Annotated in this window: 16 protein-coding genes, 4 tRNA genes and 1 pseudogene; 10 read left to right on the forward strand and 11 right to left on the reverse strand. The window is 40.6% G+C overall.

Features of this window, described 5'->3' with window-relative positions; genetic code table 11:
- Positions 1–74: 74 nt before the first annotated feature.
- Positions 75–734: an Npun_F0813 family protein gene (locus PUQ00_RS06590; RefSeq protein WP_300414376.1), complete on the reverse strand. Its 660-nt coding sequence runs from the start codon at positions 732–734 to the stop codon at positions 75–77.
- Between the two features lie 357 nt (positions 735–1,091).
- Here PUQ00_RS06590 and PUQ00_RS06595 point away from each other — a divergent pair.
- Positions 1,092–1,164 (forward strand) — tRNA-Arg (locus PUQ00_RS06595).
- 72 nt (positions 1,165–1,236) lie between these two features.
- Positions 1,237–1,890 (forward strand): group I intron-associated PD-(D/E)XK endonuclease, encoded by a 654-nt coding sequence (locus PUQ00_RS06600; RefSeq protein WP_300414378.1) that lies wholly within the window; start codon positions 1,237–1,239, stop codon positions 1,888–1,890.
- Between the two features lie 166 nt (positions 1,891–2,056).
- On the opposite strand, the gene PUQ00_RS06605 is transcribed toward PUQ00_RS06600, so the two are convergent.
- From PUQ00_RS06605 to nadA, 3 genes are all read right to left on the reverse strand, one after another.
- Positions 2,057–2,128: transfer RNA gene (locus tag PUQ00_RS06605), tRNA-Thr, on the reverse strand.
- Positions 2,129–2,215: 87 nt separating this feature from the next.
- Positions 2,216–2,301, reverse strand: a tRNA-Tyr gene (locus PUQ00_RS06610).
- Positions 2,302–2,425: 124 nt separating this feature from the next.
- Positions 2,426–3,400: a quinolinate synthase NadA gene (gene nadA / locus PUQ00_RS06615; protein WP_300414381.1), complete on the reverse strand. Its 975-nt coding sequence runs from the start codon at positions 3,398–3,400 to the stop codon at positions 2,426–2,428.
- Positions 3,401–3,549: 149 nt separating this feature from the next.
- Between nadA and PUQ00_RS06620 the strand changes: the two genes are divergently transcribed.
- Positions 3,550–4,470, forward strand: a complete 921-nt coding sequence (locus PUQ00_RS06620) for a TIGR04168 family protein (protein WP_300414384.1) — start codon at positions 3,550–3,552, stop codon at positions 4,468–4,470.
- A gap of 131 nt (positions 4,471–4,601) precedes the next feature.
- Positions 4,602–4,686: transfer RNA gene (locus PUQ00_RS06625), tRNA-Ser, on the forward strand.
- Between the two features lie 109 nt (positions 4,687–4,795).
- Here the strand turns inward: PUQ00_RS06625 and PUQ00_RS06630 are convergent.
- Both PUQ00_RS06630 and PUQ00_RS06635 read right to left on the reverse strand, forming a co-directional pair.
- Positions 4,796–5,326: a hypothetical protein gene (locus PUQ00_RS06630; protein WP_300414387.1), complete on the reverse strand. Its 531-nt coding sequence runs from the start codon at positions 5,324–5,326 to the stop codon at positions 4,796–4,798.
- Positions 5,327–5,328: 2 nt separating this feature from the next.
- Positions 5,329–6,501, reverse strand: a complete 1,173-nt coding sequence (locus PUQ00_RS06635; protein ID WP_300414389.1) for an XRE family transcriptional regulator — start codon at positions 6,499–6,501, stop codon at positions 5,329–5,331.
- 195 nt (positions 6,502–6,696) lie between these two features.
- Here PUQ00_RS06635 and PUQ00_RS06640 point away from each other — a divergent pair, with 195 nt between their 5' ends.
- The 3 genes from PUQ00_RS06640 to PUQ00_RS06650 all read left to right on the forward strand — a co-directional run bounded on the left by PUQ00_RS06640 (position 6,697) and on the right by PUQ00_RS06650 (position 8,081).
- A complete protein-coding gene (locus PUQ00_RS06640) occupies positions 6,697–6,966 on the forward strand; it encodes a hypothetical protein (RefSeq protein ID WP_300414391.1) in 270 nt (89 codons plus the stop codon).
- A complete protein-coding gene (locus tag PUQ00_RS06645) occupies positions 6,963–7,424 on the forward strand; it encodes a type II toxin-antitoxin system VapC family toxin (protein ID WP_300414393.1) in 462 nt (153 codons plus the stop codon). Before PUQ00_RS06640 ends, PUQ00_RS06645 begins: the two co-directional genes overlap by 4 nt.
- A 180-nt stretch (positions 7,425–7,604) precedes the next feature.
- Complete coding sequence (locus PUQ00_RS06650; protein ID WP_300414394.1) at positions 7,605–8,081, forward strand: thioesterase family protein; 477 nt, start codon at positions 7,605–7,607, stop codon at positions 8,079–8,081.
- A 92-nt stretch (positions 8,082–8,173) separates the two neighbouring features.
- On the opposite strand, the gene PUQ00_RS06655 is transcribed toward PUQ00_RS06650, so the two are convergent.
- The 3 genes from PUQ00_RS06655 to menA are packed head-to-tail and all read right to left on the reverse strand — an operon-like array spanning position 8,174 to position 11,503.
- Positions 8,174–9,601 carry a 2-succinylbenzoate--CoA ligase gene (locus PUQ00_RS06655; protein WP_300414409.1) on the reverse strand — a complete coding sequence of 476 codons (1,428 nt, stop codon included), beginning with the start codon at positions 9,599–9,601 and terminating at the stop codon, positions 8,174–8,176.
- On the reverse strand, positions 9,586–10,593 hold the full coding sequence (locus PUQ00_RS06660; protein WP_300414396.1) for an o-succinylbenzoate synthase: 1,008 nt from the start codon (positions 10,591–10,593) through the stop codon (positions 9,586–9,588). The genes PUQ00_RS06655 and PUQ00_RS06660 overlap by 16 nt, the downstream gene beginning before the upstream one ends.
- Positions 10,594–10,606: 13 nt before the next feature.
- Complete coding sequence (gene menA / locus PUQ00_RS06665) at positions 10,607–11,503, reverse strand: 2-carboxy-1,4-naphthoquinone phytyltransferase (RefSeq protein WP_300414399.1); 897 nt, start codon at positions 11,501–11,503, stop codon at positions 10,607–10,609.
- Between the two features lie 311 nt (positions 11,504–11,814).
- Between menA and PUQ00_RS06670 the strand changes: the two genes are divergently transcribed.
- Positions 11,815–13,230 (forward strand): isochorismate synthase, encoded by a 1,416-nt coding sequence (locus PUQ00_RS06670; protein ID WP_300414402.1) that lies wholly within the window; start codon positions 11,815–11,817, stop codon positions 13,228–13,230.
- 38 nt (positions 13,231–13,268) lie between these two features.
- On the opposite strand, the gene PUQ00_RS06675 is transcribed toward PUQ00_RS06670, so the two are convergent.
- Positions 13,269–13,739, reverse strand: a complete 471-nt coding sequence (locus PUQ00_RS06675; RefSeq protein WP_300414411.1) for a CRR6 family NdhI maturation factor — start codon at positions 13,737–13,739, stop codon at positions 13,269–13,271.
- Between the two features lie 681 nt (positions 13,740–14,420).
- Between PUQ00_RS06675 and PUQ00_RS06680 the strand changes: the two genes are divergently transcribed.
- Positions 14,421–14,867, forward strand: a complete 447-nt coding sequence (locus tag PUQ00_RS06680; RefSeq protein WP_300414404.1) for a Fur family transcriptional regulator — start codon at positions 14,421–14,423, stop codon at positions 14,865–14,867.
- A gap of 242 nt (positions 14,868–15,109) precedes the next feature.
- Here the strand turns inward: PUQ00_RS06680 and PUQ00_RS06685 are convergent.
- A pseudogene (locus PUQ00_RS06685) lies at positions 15,110–15,918 on the reverse strand (hypothetical protein); the annotation flags it as partial.
- Positions 15,919–16,173: 255 nt separating this feature from the next.
- On the opposite strand from PUQ00_RS06685, the gene PUQ00_RS06690 reads away from it, so the two are divergent.
- Positions 16,174–17,976, forward strand: coding sequence for a DUF3685 domain-containing protein (locus PUQ00_RS06690; protein ID WP_300414406.1), 1,803 nt, complete (start codon positions 16,174–16,176; stop codon positions 17,974–17,976).
- Positions 17,977–18,065: the final 89 nt, after the last annotated feature.

Below are 18,065 nucleotides of genomic sequence, written 5' to 3' on the forward strand. Positions count from 1 at the left end.
GCCAAGTAATACACAACCGAACACCAAAAGCAAGTGCCAGTGGCGGGAGGTTTGTTTGTTAAAGAATTGCCATGCTACTGCCATACTTTACCCAGTGGCGATTGATTTAGCCAACTGAGAAACAGCGAGCGCTCGGTTTCTGGCATATCTTCTAGCTTATAAATCACTTGTTTGGTAAAATTAGCGTTGCCAAAATATACCTTTCCTAATCGATGGAGTTCTTGTAACAGGGTAACTACATGGTTTTCTTGCCAATGAGGCATTTTGGCTGTAGGCAAAGGATTTGTAGATACTAAATATTTAACTGCTTCTAGGGAAGATACTTGGGGAAATTGCTTCTGCTGTAATACTTCGGCAATATCTTTTTGAAATAATGCAGCTTGTTTAGCACCTAAAAACTCTTCAATATCGATATAAACACCTTGCAACAGCAAAATACTGGCTTGGATTAAAATCCCCGTTTTACCATGACCACCTGTGTCATTACCCAGCTGCTCTAAACGGATTTTACCCCAGACGCTAAAGCGTTCCGGTTCCTCTAGTAAAACACAGGCTTTACCCCGGTTATCCGTTAATTCTCTCCATAAGGCTCTAGCTTCTTCCTCTTGACTAGCTTTGAAGACACTAATCAAGCGAAAAGTCTGCCCTTGATAACTGAGGATCGGCACCTGCTGATCCTTTTTTGGGTGCTGAATGCTTGATATTTCAACATCCTGCCGTTTGAGAATAAACATGGCACTAGCAAATAACTCCTCACAGGGGCACTCTTAATATGGAATATATAATGGCATTTGGCAGCATCGCCAAGGCTGAAATTACCTAGTTTACTGTGGAAATGAACCTAGCGATCGCCAGATCCTTCCCGAAGCTAGCCACCCAGAGGGCGTTGGCGCTAACGGGCAAATAACCTTTTGACAAAACAATATATCTAAAGCAATACCCCATCTGTTTTGTTTTCGGTGTAGATTGACTAACTAGCGACTAGCATCTTAGCCTTGCTAGTGGTAAATCTGCAATTTTCGATTGCTTCTTGGTAGGTGAAGACGATATAATAATGTAGGTGACTCCTTGAGGAGCCATTAATTTATGTTGGGCGCGTAGCTCAGTGGATAGAGCCACGGATTTCTAATCCGTTGGTCGCAGGTTCGAACCCTGCCGCGCTCGTTTTAACTTAATACGAACCCTAAAGAAGCCTTTTCATGGTAATTTACCAAATAGGCTTAAGAGTTCATATAAATGCACCACACAAAAGATAAGGGTGATCTAGCAGCTGCTAAAGTAATAGCAGATTTAGTCGAGAAAGAATATTCGGTTTTTGTACCAGTGGTAACTGAACATGCACCCTTTGATTTGATTGCCTACAAAGATGGCAAATGTTACAGAATTCAAGCTAAATACAGTAGCGATGGCACACTGAAAAATAAAAGCAATTGGGCAGACAAGAATGGTTGTCATGAGAAAAAGTACAAATCTGATGACTTTGATTTCTATGGCCTTTATTTGCCAGATATAAACAAAGTAGTGTATCCATCAATCAAGTTTGGCGGTTGCGGTATCAGGACAACGCCACCTAAATCACCCAATCCTTTTTACTGGTGGGAAGATTTTAAAGATTTAACTGAAGTAGCACTTAAGCGAACCTACAAGGAGTTTGGCGTTGATTTAACAACTAGAAAGGTTAACCCAGACTCTAGAATTCATACCAGAAAAGTTGAAAGGCCATCTAAAGAAGAACTAGGAAAACTAGTTTGGGAAAAGCCAACCGCACAAATTGGGAGAGATTTGGGGGTGTCTGATAAGGCTGTAGAAAAATGGTGTAAGGCTTATGGGGTAGAAAAGCCACCCAGAGGATATTGGGTTAAGAAAGCCTATAGTAAATTAGAGTCTTGAAAAGAAACCAAAATAGAGTTATGATACCCACCTGATACCTAAAATTTTGGATTCATAGTCAAATCATAGTCAAAATATCAAGTAAAAAACTTACTTTTCTCAGCTTTAAATACCTCTGGAAAGCTAAAACCCTTAACTTGGCGTTGATTATTTTATCAATTTAAAAAGCCCGTGACGAGGATTGAACTCGTGACCTCACCCTTACCAAGGGTGTGCTCTACCACTGAGCCACACGGGCGAAATGCAATTTTGATTCATCAGTTGTAAGTTACAATGCTGGGATCTTTGCTCTTTACCCAGTCATTATAACCTATAACTTCGCAAGTGGTGGGCCGGGCTGGATTTGAACCAGCGTAGGCGCTAGCCAACGGATTTACAGTCCGTCTCCATTAACCACTCGGACACCGACCCGATTTGTCTCACGATTAATAATATTAGCACCATCTTTTAGAAATTGCAAGTGGTTAGAAAAAATAACTTGTGGGTAGAGATCGCCACAAAACTGCGTCTCTACCATATGTATAAAAAATACTAGTTACACACTCATCTCCAGCATTCGTTGCATTGGTCGCAGTGCAGCAAGGCGAATATCCTCTGACATGGTAATTTCGGGAGTACGATTTTTCATTGCCCAGTAAAGCTTTTCTAGGGTGTTTAACCGCATAAAAGGACATTCGTTACAAGCACAGTTATTCATTGGCGGAGCAGGAATAAAATGCTTGTCAGGAGCTAGTTTTTGCATTTGGTGAATGATTCCAGCCTCCGTAGCAACTATAAATTCTTTGGTGGGGCTGTTTTGACAATACTTGAGTAAAGCGGCTGTGGAGCCAATAAAGCTGGCGTGGCGCAATACACTACTTTCACATTCTGGGTGTGCGATCGCCTCTGCTTCTGGGTGAGCAATTTTTAACTGGACAATCTTCTTTTCGGAAAAGGTTTCATGGACAACACAGCTACCTTGCCATAGCACCAAATCTCGTCTGGTCTGTTCCATGACATATCGCCCCAAATTCCGATCTGGGGCAAAAATAATCGGCTGTTCCTGCGGTATCTGCTGCACAATTTTCACAGCGTTGGAACTTGTGCAAATAATATCGCTCATCGCCTTAATGTCAGCAGAGCAGTTGATGTAAGACACCACCAGATGATTTGGATGCGCTGCCTTAAAAGCTGCAAACTCCTCTGGTGGACAACTGTCGGCTAAAGAACAACCAGCATTCAAATCTGGTAAAAGTACTAATTTATCGGGATTAAGTATCTTTGCTGTTTCTGCCATGAAGTGAACACCAGCAAAGACGATCACATCCGCATTGGTTTTTTCTGCGGCTTTCGCCAATTGTAATGAATCCCCAATAAAGTCTGCAATATCCTGAATATCTGGCTCTTGATAATAATGTGCCAGGATAACTGCGTTGAGTTCTTTTTTGAGACTCTCAATAGCGGCAAACAAATCTAGTGGTAGTTCACCCGGTTGGGTTTTTTCTCGTTGAGCTAGTGCAGTGGTAAACACAGTTAGGGGGTGCTCTAAATTGCAAATTTATGTCCTGTGGAATCAATTATAGTAGTTTTTACCAAAAATAGTGGACGGTTGATATTTTGGGGTTGTGTCCAAATCGGGCTGAGTTTCATATCCTGGAGATAGACGGCAAGGAAAGTGGCATGACCAGTCAGAAAACTCAATCGATAAACCTCAAAATTGCTGTAGTTGGAGATATTCACGACCAATGGGAAGTGGAAGATGGCGTTGCACTCAAGCATCTGGGTGTTGACTTAGCGCTGTTTGTGGGGGATTTTGGCAATGAGTCGGTGGAAGTGGTCAGAGCGATCGCCTCCCTCGATATTCCCAAAGCAGCCGTGATGGGCAACCACGATGCCTGGTACACCGCCACCGAATGGGGACGTAAAAAGGCTCCTTATGACCGCTCTAAGGAAGACTGGGTACAGGAACAACTCGATTTATTAGGCCCGTCCCATGTTGGTTACGGTAAGTTGGATTTTCCCGCTTGGAATTTAACTGTAGTGGGGGGTCGTCCCTTTACCTGGGGTGGCCCAGAGTGGAAATTCGCGGAAATCTGTAAAGAACGTTACGGTGTGACGAGTTTGGAAGAATCTGCCGATCGCATCTTCAAAGCAGTTAAAAGCGCCGCTTATGAGACAATTATATTTTTGGGTCACAATGGGCCTAGTGGGTTAGGCGATCGCCCCGAAGACCCGTGTGGCAAAGACTGGCATCCAATTGGCGGCGACTTTGGCGATCCAGATTTTGGCGAGGCGATTTCTCAAGCCTTGACTGCTGGTAAAACCATTCCCCTGGTGACATTTGGTCATATGCACCGAGATTTACGCCATACCAAGAAGGTGCAGCGTAAGCCCATCTTTAGAAGTCCAGAGGGGACAATTTACTTGAATGCAGCCACTGTGCCCCGGATTGTGGAAAATGGCAGCGAGAAATTGCGTAATTTTTCCATTGTCACCCTAGAGGCAGGTGTGGTTTCGCAAGTTTCCCTATTTTGGGTGGGCAATGACTTCCAGGTGGCTTCAGAGGAAATTTTGTACGAGCGATCGCGTAGTGTGTCGTAGACATTCGCATCCAGTTGTGCAATCTGCGTAGATGATACGATATAGTATTATCTGTCAGCTTTAGTGCTAACCAACAAAAGCGCCTGAACAGCGTCTGAAAGTAGGGTAAGCACAAGTTTGACAGATTTATTGGAGAGGTGGCAGAGTGGTCGATTGCGTCCGACTTGAAATCGGATGAGGCTAAAACCTCCGGGAGTTCGAATCTCCCCCTCTCCGTTGAATGATTTGTGATAATTTGTCATATGTGTGGACTATTGAACTTTGCTTGCCGAGTGAGGAAAGTACGAACTCGTAATTAATTTTAAGTTCTTGCTACTGATGAATATTAAACTGATTTTCCAGTCATTAATCTTCTTCTTGTACCCTCGAAAACCAAATCCATCTTTATATGAAAATTGTTTTCTTTTAAGGTTGTTTGTATCGAGCGTAGTTCATTATCACCTAAGTGATATTTGGAATATGCATCTAATAATATATCCACCAAACTAATTACACTTCCTTGTGACATTGAAATATACCTTTGAATATAATTGCAGGCTGTCTTATCATCAGTCATAGCCTTCCAACCCATACGTTTTGCGATTACAAAACAAGATAATTCAGCATCGCTTGCTCTTTTCGATTGAGGAATGTTAGCCATTTCAACTAAATCTTCTATTTGCAAAGGATATTTGGAAATTTCTTTTTTATCAATTAACTCAAAAAAATAATCATGGCTAATTGGGTATCCTTTTTCAAACTCTATCTGTACATAGATTGTAGTGATAACAGCAGAAAAACCTAGTATTTTCAAGAGGTAAAAACGCTGAATATACATTAAATGAATAATTGCACACGTATCAATAGCTACAATCATGATCACAGTTCTGTTACCTCTAGAAAAGTTCTAAAGTCATTTAATATTTGATATCCTTGCTCCAAAGGTAACGAAAACATTTCTAATACTTTATGGTAAGTAATTTCTTTTCGCCTATAGGCTTCTATACATAGTTCAATAAAATACCAAGAAAGACCATTGCGAATGACTTGTGTTAAGCGTTCCTTTTGTCCTGTTGATAAATCAGGCGGAAGCTCAGGATCAAATTTTTCTATTGATTTAATAACAAGACGCCTTTCATTCATTAGCTGGTTTTTCAAGTCTTCATCAATCCAGTCCATCTCTTTAAGCTGAATAACAACTACTTGAGAACTAACATAAAAACGTGTGGCAATTTGGCGAATTACATTTATCCAATCATCATCTGTTATGACTGGATGATAATCTTCTTCAATGATTTTTTTAGGAAGTAAAAAGTTCCGAGCAAAACTATTGGCTCGCCATTCAAACTTATTAGTTTCTTTATCCAAATAACTTACCTCTTGACCAAGCTCTGAATCAAACAAAGCATGGCAGTATTCATGCGCTGCTGAAAAGTTTTGGCGGTATATGTCCTCAAGATAGTTAATCAGAATACAGTGACCTGCTGTAGGATGATTGATATATAGTCCAGATATATTTCGGTCTTCTAGTTGACGTTTAAAAACATGAATACCTTGATTTCTTGTAAGTTCAAAAATATCTCTAATCGGTGATATTCCTAAAAGCAAACGTTCTCTTTCAAAACTGGCCGCCTCTTCACCTTGTCTTTTAAAATAATTATGACGAAATTGGTGTTTACCATAATTGTGAAGAATATTATACTTCTTGTTCAAGATTTCTTTTTCTAGTAAATTTTCATATTCGCACAGCCTTACAAAAGTTTGAATTGCTATTCGATCATTTTTAGAAAGTGATGCATTGAGGCGAAACATTTCTGTTATTTGTGATCTTGCCGAAGGATAATCACCAGTAACAAAATAGCGAAAATCTTCTTGGTACAGACTTGCTAGTAAGACAACTTGATCACCTGTTGCTTTCTTCTGCCCAGACTCAATTTTTACATAGTCATCTACACTTATTCGTAGTCGAGCAGCTGCTTCTAGAACATCAATTTTTAAGTCTTCTCGCACTTCTCGCAGCTTTTTACCTAGCAAAGCATAGTCGAATGTCATGGTTAATTTTCGTAATTAGCTGGCAAGACCTTCGCATCAATAAACTTAAAATCGCAATTTTCGTTCTATAATATACACAATTTTTGCGTATAAGCTCAAGATCATAATATATTTTTACCATTGACTAAGCGATCACCACTCCCCAAACTCCCATCGTGCTACCATTACCAATAAATTCTTTTGGGAGTTCAATCAATGGCTACCCTTCATGTGCTAAATATACCTGATGAGTTATACGAACACCTGCAAGAATTAGCTAAAGCTGAAAATAGCTCAGTTGATGCTCAAGTTATTACAATATTGCAGAACGCCTTGCAGAAGACAAAAACACAGTTAACTGAAGACGAAAGACGAAAAAATGTCCCAAAACTCTTAGAGGAAATCCGCCTTCGGCGTGAGAGTCGCCAGACAGATTTGGAATGGCCTGATAGTACTGCCTTAATCCGAGAAGACCGAGACAGATGACTATCCCTCTCAGGTGTGTTGTAGACGCAAGTGTAGCTATTAAGCAATTTATACCAGATGATCCACTAACTCCGAAAGTTAATCAACTGTTTGCTCATCTTGCCAATCCTCAAACTGCGATCTTTGTCCCAGACTTGTTTTACATTGAGTGTGGCAACATCATCTGGAAGTATGTCCGCGCCAGACTTTATGCTGTTGTTGATGTACCAGCAGATTTAGCAACTCTCAAAAACTTCCCTTTGCGCGTTGTCTCCACAGCTGATTTGATGACGGATGCAGTTGCCATCGCATTAAATTATGGAATCTCCGCCTACGATGGCTCTTATGTCGCACTTTCACAGCAGGTAGGTGCTACTTTGCTGACTCTCGATGGGAAGCTAGTGAAGGCTTTAGTGGCTTCGTCTTACAATATCTGCTCGTTTAATGATTTCGATGTACCAACATTGCCGTTAATATAAAAGCGATCGCCTTTCCTCACCTTATATTTAACCCCAAAGCATTGGATCAGGCTAAACAAATCGATACAAACTCACAACTGGGGAAATTGAATTTTTATCACCGACTTACTTAGTTGCAATAAAATTAGTTTGTAGAGCAGGCAATAAACTTGCTGTTTTTTTAATATTCAATTGTCAAAAATGCCTTTTACTTATAACCGCACGGTTCGCTTTCAAGATACTGATGCTGCTGGGGTAGTTTATTTTGCTAACGTTTTGGATATTTGCCATGAAGCTTATGAAGAATCTCTAGAAGCATCAAGTATTAATCTCAAAGATTTTTTCACGAATCCGTCTGTGGCTTTCCCCATTGTTCATACTAGTGTCGATTTTTTCCGCCCTATGTTTGGCGGGGACAAGTTACTAATTAGTTTAATACCTCAAAAACTAGGTATTGATAAGTTTGAAATTACTTACGAAATTACGGTGGCTGAGGTGGTAGTCGCTAAAGCTATTACTAGGCATGTTTGTATTGATGTGAATAGTAGAAGTAAGCAGGAATTATCTGAAGAGATAATCCAATGGTTGGAAACGAACCGCACAGACGCAGAGAAGGCAGTGCGTTGCGGTGAATCCAGCGCTGTAGGCGGGTTTCCCGCCGTAGGCGACTGGTGTTAGCGTAGCGGTAGCGACGTAGAAGCGTCATCCGAAGGGGGGTTCCCCCCGTTGAAGCAACTGGCGCGGCGCAGAGAGAAGAAAGTTGAGAGAGATTATGTGATGGGATTTTGGAGGAATTCTGTGGCTATTTGCTGTAACTGTTGGCGGTTAATTTTACCTTGGGAGTTACGGGGCAAGTTTTGCTGGGGAATCCAATATTTTGGGATTTTAAATTTGCTAAGTTTGTCTTTAAGTAGGGTTTGGATTTTTAAGGCAGAGGTATCTGATTGTTTGGGAATGTAAATTGCTGTTAATGCTTGTCCCCAGTATTTATCTGGGATGCCGATGACACAAATATCGGCAACCATTTGAGTTGCTTGTATAGCTGATTCAATCTCTGCCGGGTAAATATTTTCTCCACCTGTAATAATTTTTTCGCTGTTACGTCCGACTATATTTAAATTATTTTTGTCGTCTAAAAAACCTAAATCATCTATTTGGAAAATATCATCATTTTCTCTGGTTATAGGATAGTAGCCAAGGGCTAGAGATTGAGCATGAATGGTAATATTTCCTATTTGATTGGAATTTAAAATCTCGCCTTGCTGATTGTGAATAGTTACTTTTGCATGGGGAAGAATTTGACCACTGCTCATTTTACCGCTCAGGAAATCATCTGGTTTGAGGGTAGCAATTTGAGAGGCGGTTTCTGTCATCCCATAGGTTGGTGCTAACCGGATGCGATGAAATCTAGCTTTTTCTAATAGTTCGTTCCATGCTGGCGCACCTCCCAAAAGTACAGTATTAAATTGGGATAACCATTCAGTTACTTCTGGATTTTCTAGGAGTCGTTGTAACTGTGTTGGTACTAAAGATATGAAAAAATCTGATTGTTTAATATTTAATATTTGACCTGCTTCTACTGCTTTGAATGGCAGAATTGTCAGTTTACCTCCGGTGGTGAAAGAGCGCATAAATTGCATTAAACCGCTAACGTGATATACCGGTAACACGCAAAATGAATTAACTCGCTTTAATTGAAAATATTCTGTAAATCCTTGTACAGACGCTGCAAGAGTTTCCCAAGTGTGGATGGCAAACTTAATCTGTCCTGATGAACCACCTGTGGGAATCATAATGGAATGGGGCATTGGGCATGGGGCACTTGTACTGAGCTTTGCCGTTGGCGCAGCCTCTCGTAGAGAAGTATTGGGCATGGGGCATTGGTAAATATTCCTATTTCCTACTCCCCAAATAATATCTGGCTGTACTAAATCAAGGACTTGTTGCCATTCTTGTGTTCCCCAGCTGGGGTTACAAAGAAAAACTAGACAATTAGCTGCACAAGCAGCAATAAAACTTGCTAGGAACCGTACTGGTTCGCGTTCGGCTAAGATAATTTTTGGTGGTGTTCCATACGCTGATAACTGTGTTAGTTCTAAATATAATTCTTGAGCTATTTGATGAAATTGACGGCTGTTGTAACCGATAAGCCAATCATCCTGAGCAAGGTTATTAAGATAGTCTAAAGGTCGTTGCATAAACTTTGAAGCCACGTATCTTCTTGTTCAAAAAAATGGTTGATGCCAAAACCAATTGCTCTGTTGTTTCGGGATAATTCGGCTGCTAGTTGGAGCGCTGCTTGTCTTGCGATCGCAGTTTCAAATACTGATGAAAATACAGTATCAATTTTATGCTGTTGGCAAAACGTTCTCAGACGAGATGGTGATCCGACTATCCCAGGCTTAATCACAAAAATCCCTCGCCAACCTTGTTGATAACAAGCTGCGAGTTGCCTAAGTGTGGCGACAGATTCATCTAAAGCGATCGCAGTTTCATGACTGATACTCAATTCCAACATCTGCTGAAATTGCTCAACGGGTAGCGGTTGTTCGATAAATTCAATTTCTAGGGCTATTTCTCCATTTCTCTTGAGATTGTCACAAGTCCACAACCATAAGTTAGCTTCTTCATAGGTAAGTCCACCGTTGGCATCTAATCGCAGTTTTGTAAAGGCTGGTAAGGTGTGTATCAGTGACTCAAAAATTTCTAGTTCATCAGCGATCGCATACACACCAATTTTCCACTTAAACGTGTGATATCCCTGCTGCCACAACGTTTCCCATTGATTTAAAGCCGCTTCCCCGGCTGGTAATAAGCCACTGTAGAAGAGTGAAGAGTTAGGAGTTATAAAATTATCTCCCTCATCTCCCCCACTCACCACTCCCCACTCCCCACTCCCCCACTTTCGCCCTGACTCAAAGCCAAATTGACAAGCAGGTAACTCATCTGGGATAGAGAAAATTATCTCGTCTGTGATTTCTGGTGGGAGTTGGCGACAAAAATCTAAGGCTTGTTCTAGGGTTTCGGAACCAAACCAGCTAATGGGGGCAATTTCTCCCCAGCCGACTTTAAGAGTTTCATCGGTAAGACGGAGGATAATACCTTCACGAATATCCCAATTACCGTGATTGGTAGTCAGTGTTCGCACAAATCTTCGCCGATAAGGACGAAATTTAAATTGATAACGCATCAATTAGTAATTGCTAAAGCATAAATCCCAGTCCAAACAACAAGCAAGCCCAGAAATGCACGGCTACGGCGATGAATTTACAGTTACTAACTTTGTCCGGCTGGTTGTGATTTTCTTGAACGTGGCGGCATAATTTCAAGGCAAAGGGTAAACTTACCCAACTCAGCAATGTCCAAGGTGGAGAAATTCCCCACAACACAAACAGCAAGGTGAGGGGATAAATGCTACCAGTAAACCAAACTAAGAGTTGGGCACCTTTTTGGGTTCCCAGACGGACGATAGGCGATCGCTTGCCTGCCGCTATGTCATCCTTAACTTGGTGAAAGTGTGAGCAAAATAAAATTAAGGTTGTGGCAATCCCGACAATGACTGAGGCTGCTAAACTCGTTATTGACCAAGTTTCAGTTTGGCTGTAGTAGGCTGCTTCCACTGCTAAGGGGCCAAAGGCAAAAAAGCAAAGAATCTCGCCTAAACCCTGATATCCTAAGCGAAAGGGAGGCCCTTGGTACATGTAGCCCAAACCACAGCAGAGCAGAATTATAGCGATTACAGTTACGTCTTGTTGCCAAAAGGCGATCGCTACTATGCCCAGCAATCCCAAACTTAAAGACAAATTTCCTATCCAAAATACTAATGGCTTATTGCCTGTTAAATTCACCAGAGAATGGTGCTTATTTTGATCAATACCTGTTTCGGAATCAAAGACATCATTACTGATATTTTCCCAGGCAAGAATTAAAATTGCCGCAGCTACAAAAGTAGAAAATACTGCTCCATTGAAAATTTTAGTTTCGGCAAATGCTACTGCTGTTCCTACCCAAATGGGCATAATGGCAACGCTGTACATTGGCGGTTTAATCGCTGCCATCCATAACTTCGTGTTGGGATATAAAATCTGCTTGGTAGTCATCAGTTGTGATTAATTAAATTGCCGGAATATTACTCACACTTGAGATTTTCTGGTTTAAAGAGACCCTAGATATTCATGAGCTAAAAATAACTGCCACTTTTACTGTGGCTCGTTAACCTTGTGTTGTTAACATTCCACCCTCACGTTACAGCCTAAGCCTGGAACTGCCTTGTCAGGTTCTAGGAACACCACGAACAAGCCAAATCCTACGCTGGTGAAATGACAACTTAATATGTTACCTGTAGAAATACGACCACGATTAATTACACTTTAGGAAGTTAACTTAAAAAAAATTTACTATCGTTAAATCCATGACAGTTTTACCATGTCGTAGCAACTTCTTTGTAGAGCACAAAGATTTATATCAATTTCTGGTAACAGTGCAAGAAAAGTGCGTCAAAAATAATTCCAGGCAAATTGTCAGTATCTCCCAAGAGATCGATTTAGTTGATCCTTTACTTGTATTAGATAAACTTACACAAGCAAATGAAATAAATTTTTACTTTGAGAACAGAGGTAAAGGAGAAGCGATCGCGGCAATTGATGCTGTAGCAAAATTACAGATTGATGGCGCAGACCGTTTCACTCAAGCAGAATATTTTATCAAATCTCGTCTAAAAAATATAATTAATTTTGGTAACGCTAATCAACCTTTTTCTGGGCCTCACTTTTTTTGTTATTTCAGCTTTTTTGATAAAAATACCCAACTAGATTATCCATTTCCATCTGCTACCATCTTTCTTCCACGTTGGCAAGTAGCTGTGAAAAATCAGCGCTGTATATTAGTAACAAATATAATTATCAATGCAAATGTAAATATTCCAAGATTGTTGAAGAATGTGCAAAATAAAATTGAATTTATCCAATCTTTAGAATATTACTCTGCTAATATTGATTATTTTCCAGCAAAGTTCTACAAGAAATCCGTCACGAACGCAGATCAATTTAAACGTTCAGTAGTCTCTGTTTTGGAAAAAATTCAGTCTAGTCATTTAAGTAAGGTTGTTTTAGCAGATATATTAGATGTCAAGTCAAGTCACCACTTTGATTTAGTTAAATCCTTAAATAATCTTAGGCAAATACATCCTAATTGTTATATTTTTTCTACAAGTAATGGCAAAGGACAAAACTTTATTGGTGCAAGTCCAGAAAGATTAATTAGTATTAATAATCAACAGTTAATCACTGATGCTTTGGCTGGTTCTGCACCACGAGGTAAAACCCCTGCTGAAGATGCAGCTAATGCCAATCGCTTACTCAATAGTGAAAAAGAAAAGCACGAACATTTGCTGGTACTTGATTTCATTACACAACGCCTATGCCAGCTAGGTTTATTACCCCAAATATTAGCGCCCCGTCTGCGACAATTATCTAACATCCAGCATTTATGGACACCAATAAGTGCTACAGTTCCTGCTAACATACATCCATTAAAGATTGTCGGACAATTGCATCCTACACCAGCTGTTGCTGGTGCAGCACGAGATGTTGCTTGTGCGGAAATCCGTCATTATGAAAGGTTTGAGAGAGGTTTGTATGCTGCGCCTCTGGGTTGGATAGATTCTCAGGGTAACTGCGAGTTTATTGTGGGAATTCGTTCAGCATTAATTGATGGCGATCGCGCTAGATTATATGCTGGTGCTGGCATCGTGGCTGGTTCTGATCCTCACAAGGAGTTTGCAGAAGTGCAACTTAAACTTCAGGCTTTACTAAAGGCATTAGTTTAAAAGAGAATATAGAATTCAGAATGCAATCAGTGGGGGATTTAAAATATCCCAAAAAAAGCATCATCTAATTCATAACCCAGCATTTGGACCATGGACTTCAGCCGTGCTAGGCTGGGGATGTCCTGCTGTTTTAGCCAATCACCTAAAATAAAGATTTTGTGCATCAAAAATATTTCTAAGGCTTCAGGATTGTACTGAATGCCTTCTTGGGAACTAAACTGGTGTGGTACAAGCATGGCGGCATAACGAGCGAATTCCCCAGCTTTCCAATCTAGTAAAAATGGCAACCAAGGGTACTTGGCATCTAAGCGTACAAACCACAGCCGCACTTCTGGGATTTCTGATAGTTCTCGTGGATCACCAGGTTCGAGATCGTAATTGATATCAAAGCGTAGCTGCTGTTCATGGGACACCACCCCATCTTGCAGCAGTTGTTCAATCACCGTTGACGCAGGCGACAGATCCAGATTGTTAATGAAGTCGTTATTGAGTGCGATCGCAATTGTTATTGATTCAGCAGCCACTTTTTTGATGCTCAAGTGTAGGATCGAGAATCTACAGTAGCAGCTTTCAGGGATTGACGCTAGATGGACTTTCAGCAGCACAAAGTCTTCTTGAGGAATCAATTAGTATTTAGTCAGACTTTTTTGCTGATAATTGGTCAAGCTATACAAAGTCTACACACAAGTCTGACCTTCTCAAACTTATTTGATACTTTTGCTTAGTTTTCGCAAGTCATAACAAATATACATCTAGTTACTAGTCTTGATTTGATTCGCTAGTGATGCCTGGGTTGGGTTACGCCTACGCCACTCACGTACCCCGGATTTGGCTACACTTAAATATTACATTTGTATTTAGAATAATTACTTGTGTTTAACTAAACAATTATTACACGATTAACATGTATGCCATTAGAATTAGCCTACTTGGGAAAGGCAACGCTTGCCCCAAGGTGGACATTTATAGCAGTTTTAAGTTAAAGTTGTAATGAGTTTGTTTTAGATTAAGGTCTGAAAAAGTAGCCGTCAACAAGCAAAAAAATCATTATTGCCACCTGTGACTTCCGCAGCATCAAAAGCCAAAACACAAGTACAGGTAAAAGAGCGGTGTGCAATATCATTGCATATATTAAATAACCAATAAACATTTAGATGGGAAAATTCCCTCAACAGTTAACAAGCTGTAATATGCAAAAACAAACAATTTCTACAAGACCAATTCGTTCCCTAGAAGATGCGCTTGAGCAGTGTCAAATCCTGGGTATGCGTGTGAGTCGTCAGCGTCGGTTTATTCTGGAATTACTTTGGCAAGCAAACGAACATCTTTCTGCCAGAGAGATTTACGATCGCTTGAATCTACAAGGTAAAGAGATCGGTCACACTTCTGTTTATCAAAATTTAGAAGCATTATCCAGTCAAAACATCATTGAGTGTATTGAACGTTGTGATGGTCGTTTATACGGCAATATCAGTGATTCTCACAGTCATGTCAACTGTATAGATACAAATCAAATTCTTGATGTTCATGTGGAACTACCAGAAGATTTTATCCGCAAAATAGAAGAACAAACAGGAGTGCGGATTACTGAATACAGTATTAACTTTTTTGGCTACCGTAATCCACAAGAAGGGTGATGAGAGTTTGGAGCGATGCCCTGAGCCTGCCGTACCCCGACGGGGAAGCAAGTTACGCGCAGCGTCTGGTAGAGAAGGGTTAGGAGTTTGGAGGTTTTTACAGTCTGGCTTCTAGCTTCACTAGGCAAAAAAACTTAATAACCATTACTATCAACAATGGAGTTATTGCCAAAAACTGTCTCATCATCGGCATCATCATCATATAAATCTACTGGTAAAATCGTGCCTTCACAGCTTTCAATTAGTCCGATCACTTGCATCTGCTCAAGTAAATCTTGGGGATGACGACCTGCGAGTAAATTAGCGATCGCTTCTGGAGTTCGGTGGATATGAGCCGATTCTGAGGGCAGCAGCATTGTCTTAATACCGCCAATGAGCGGATAGCCCAACAACCATCTACTCAGGCGATGAGAAATTTCCTGTAACAGAAAAGTGCTGGTAGAATTTTGGTTATAACCAGCTAACTGCAATAGTTGATCATCTAACAGTCTGTCGCGGTGCAAAATGCCCAACAAATGCGGCATTAGGGTTTCGATTAAAGTTTTACCATATTTGACATCCCGTAACCTAATTAATACAGGCATCCAAGTAGGGTACAATTCTTGTGCTACCTGTGCTGCCCAAAGTTGGCAAAAACTAGTTTTTCCATAAGGGACTTCCAACAAATAAATTATCCAATCTTGTGGGGGGGACATCTTGTCCGCCCTTTTTCTTAATGACTGTAGAACCAACTTCTGGGGCGAGCAAACTGGGAGATAATGAAATCCCCAAACGGAAAAATTTTTGCAGTTGAGCTAAAGGCTAAAGGTACAGCATTTTCGGTAACGACTACCAGCATATTACCAGGAAGTGAGTTGACCAAACGTTGTATTAAGAGTTTAGCTTCAGGTTCCTCTGCACCATTGGCAACTAGCCAAGCTATAGCAACGTTATTTATTTGTTGCACCAGTAATGAATCTGCAACCAAAGACAGTGCTTGTTCAGCTTAAGTATCAGTCAATTTACCTGGGCTGAGAGTTTTCAGCAATCCTTGCAGTTGCGGATCTTGGAGGGTGAGTTTACCGGCGTCTTCTTTACCTGCCAATTGCCCTACTGAAAACCCTCTGATTTTGATTGATTGCGATATGACGTTCTGCCAACCAGTGCCAAATACTCAAGTTCATTTAATTACACAGTGAAGACTGCCTATGGCAATTATGATCGATTTATCAGCTTGCGAAAACAGGTAACAATGGGAAAGACAAAGTTTTGGATCAAAGCTGTTTTGTGATTGGTAAAAAACAGTACTTGTCTAATTGGGTAGACTATGATCGATCGCCCGATAAAATTATTGTTAATCGACCAAGACCCGATTTTTCGTCTGGGATTACGGGTAGGTCTGGAAGCAATTCCTCACCTGGAAGCGATCGCAGTGGTAGAAACTGACACCGTTGCCTTGCAAATTTTAGCAGAAATTGCCCAACAAGACCCTAATCAGGTAAATTTGGTGGTTTTGGAATTCGGTAATGGTCGCTCCACCACCAGTCAACAGCTAGGTTTACAATTCTGTCGGCAACTCAGAGCTTTATATCCCAACCTGCCAATTTTGCTCCTCAGTTCTGTGCAAGAACAAGGACTGCTATTGGCTGCAAAATCTATTGGTGTAAATGGCTACTGCCCCAAAGGCACACCACTTCTTGAGTTAGTTGCCGCCATGCAAGAAGTTGCCGATGGTGGTTCCTATTGGTTTCAGGACACGGAAGCAATAATAACTCCTAACTCCCTGTACGGTTTTAGCAATGCTAAACCTCTACTCCCGTTCGGCTACGGTCACGGCAAGCGCACTCCTCACTCCGCACTCCCTTTCTCTAAGCTGCGAAATAATTTACGTTTGTCAGGAATTACTGACATTGACGTTACCCTAGCCGCAGTAACAGCACAATTACAAGTTCCCGGATTACCAGTATTAGAGCGAGCAATTCTAGCTGGACAGAGGCGAGAACTGCTAGCGGCTCGTTGGTTGCTAAATCGGTTGTTAGTTTCATCACAAGAAAGGCAAGAGGAACATATCCCCGTTGTTGATGAGTCACCTCCGACTCCTTCGTTAAGTAGCGCCATTCAACAAAGGCAAACTGTATCACCTTTACTTAGTCCAGGAACACTAGAATCTGACTTGTTTGCATCTTGCGTTACCAAACTTCAATTTTCTTTACGAAATGTCACAGATGTACCTTTAGAAATTGACATCTTTCGTGAAAATAAAAAACGGGAATTACTTTATCTTATCCTGCAAAAATTGGCAGAACAGTTAGATGAACTACGTGCTTCTCAAATAGAGATAAGTCAATTATTTGAAGTAAAAAATACCTTAATAAGCGATTTATGGCAAGTAGCAATTACAGATTTTTTTGGAAAGTTTTCTCGGATAAAATTAGGGGGACAAAATATAGAGATTGTTAATTTATTGTTGCAAAATCCAGAGGTTGTGCAGAGAGATATTCTCAATAAAATTCCACTAGTTTGTGAGTTGTATTCTTATCTACTATTTCAAACAGAATTGAATATTAATAATATCTCCTATTCAGTAGTGAGCGCTGAAGCAAAGTCCCAAGCATTAATGATTTTAGAGAACTTGTTAATTCAGGTAGCGAATGGGGTAGTGCAACCACTCCTAAATTCTTTAGCAGATGTAGAAGAGATTAAGCAAAACTTTTATGGGAGCCAATTGATTTCCACAAGAGAAATTGAACGATTTAGAAATGATTTGTCGTGGAAATATCGATTAATAAATTATATCAATGAGCCAAAAGCAGTTTTTGAAAGTCGGTATGAGCTATTTGTAATTGCGCCTCGCGGCATTGCCAATAGTTCAGTTTATGCTCCTCGAAATCAGGAGTTAGTAAAACTTTCTAATATTCCTTTAGTAGTGACATTACTCCTAGAATTTAGTGATGCGATCGCACCGCGTTTAAAATCACTATTAGCTTTTGTAGGTAGCGGTATAGTCTTCATTCTTACCCAAGTAATTGGTCGGGGTTTAGGTTTAATCGGTCGTGGTATTCTTCAAGGTATTGGCAGCGTATCGTTAGTAGAAAAGAACCTGAGACGAAATCGCGATCGATCTAAGTGAGGGAGCAGGGAGATGAGGGAGACAAGGGGAATAACCAATGCCCAATGCCCAATGCCCAATGCCCAATGCCCAATGCCCAATGCCCAATG

Source organism: Nostoc sp. S13, from assembly GCF_029379315.1.
In the GTDB taxonomy this organism is placed as follows: Bacteria; Cyanobacteriota; Cyanobacteriia; order Cyanobacteriales; family Nostocaceae; genus Nostoc.

Excerpts from the sequence above, each read along its gene's own strand:
- PUQ00_RS06590 (WP_300414376.1), bottom strand. The coding sequence starts at position 734 with ATGTTTATTCTCAAACGGCAGGATGTTGAAATATCAAGCATTCAGCAC.
- PUQ00_RS06600 (WP_300414378.1), top strand. The coding sequence starts at position 1,237 with ATGCACCACACAAAAGATAAGGGTGATCTAGCAGCTGCTAAAGTAATA.
- PUQ00_RS06620 (WP_300414384.1), top strand. The coding sequence starts at position 3,550 with ATGACCAGTCAGAAAACTCAATCGATAAACCTCAAAATTGCTGTAGTT.
- PUQ00_RS06630 (WP_300414387.1), bottom strand. The coding sequence starts at position 5,326 with ATGATTGTAGCTATTGATACGTGTGCAATTATTCATTTAATGTATATT.
- PUQ00_RS06635 (WP_300414389.1), bottom strand. The coding sequence starts at position 6,501 with ATGACATTCGACTATGCTTTGCTAGGTAAAAAGCTGCGAGAAGTGCGA.
- PUQ00_RS06640 (WP_300414391.1), top strand. The coding sequence starts at position 6,697 with ATGGCTACCCTTCATGTGCTAAATATACCTGATGAGTTATACGAACAC.
- PUQ00_RS06645 (WP_300414393.1), top strand. The coding sequence starts at position 6,963 with ATGACTATCCCTCTCAGGTGTGTTGTAGACGCAAGTGTAGCTATTAAG.
- PUQ00_RS06650 (WP_300414394.1), top strand. The coding sequence starts at position 7,605 with ATGCCTTTTACTTATAACCGCACGGTTCGCTTTCAAGATACTGATGCT.
- PUQ00_RS06655 (WP_300414409.1), bottom strand. The coding sequence starts at position 9,601 with ATGCAACGACCTTTAGACTATCTTAATAACCTTGCTCAGGATGATTGG.
- PUQ00_RS06660 (WP_300414396.1), bottom strand. The coding sequence starts at position 10,593 with ATGCGTTATCAATTTAAATTTCGTCCTTATCGGCGAAGATTTGTGCGA.
- menA (WP_300414399.1), bottom strand. The coding sequence starts at position 11,503 with ATGACTACCAAGCAGATTTTATATCCCAACACGAAGTTATGGATGGCA.
- PUQ00_RS06670 (WP_300414402.1), top strand. The coding sequence starts at position 11,815 with ATGACAGTTTTACCATGTCGTAGCAACTTCTTTGTAGAGCACAAAGAT.
- PUQ00_RS06680 (WP_300414404.1), top strand. The coding sequence starts at position 14,421 with ATGCAAAAACAAACAATTTCTACAAGACCAATTCGTTCCCTAGAAGAT.
- PUQ00_RS06690 (WP_300414406.1), top strand. The coding sequence starts at position 16,174 with ATGATCGATCGCCCGATAAAATTATTGTTAATCGACCAAGACCCGATT.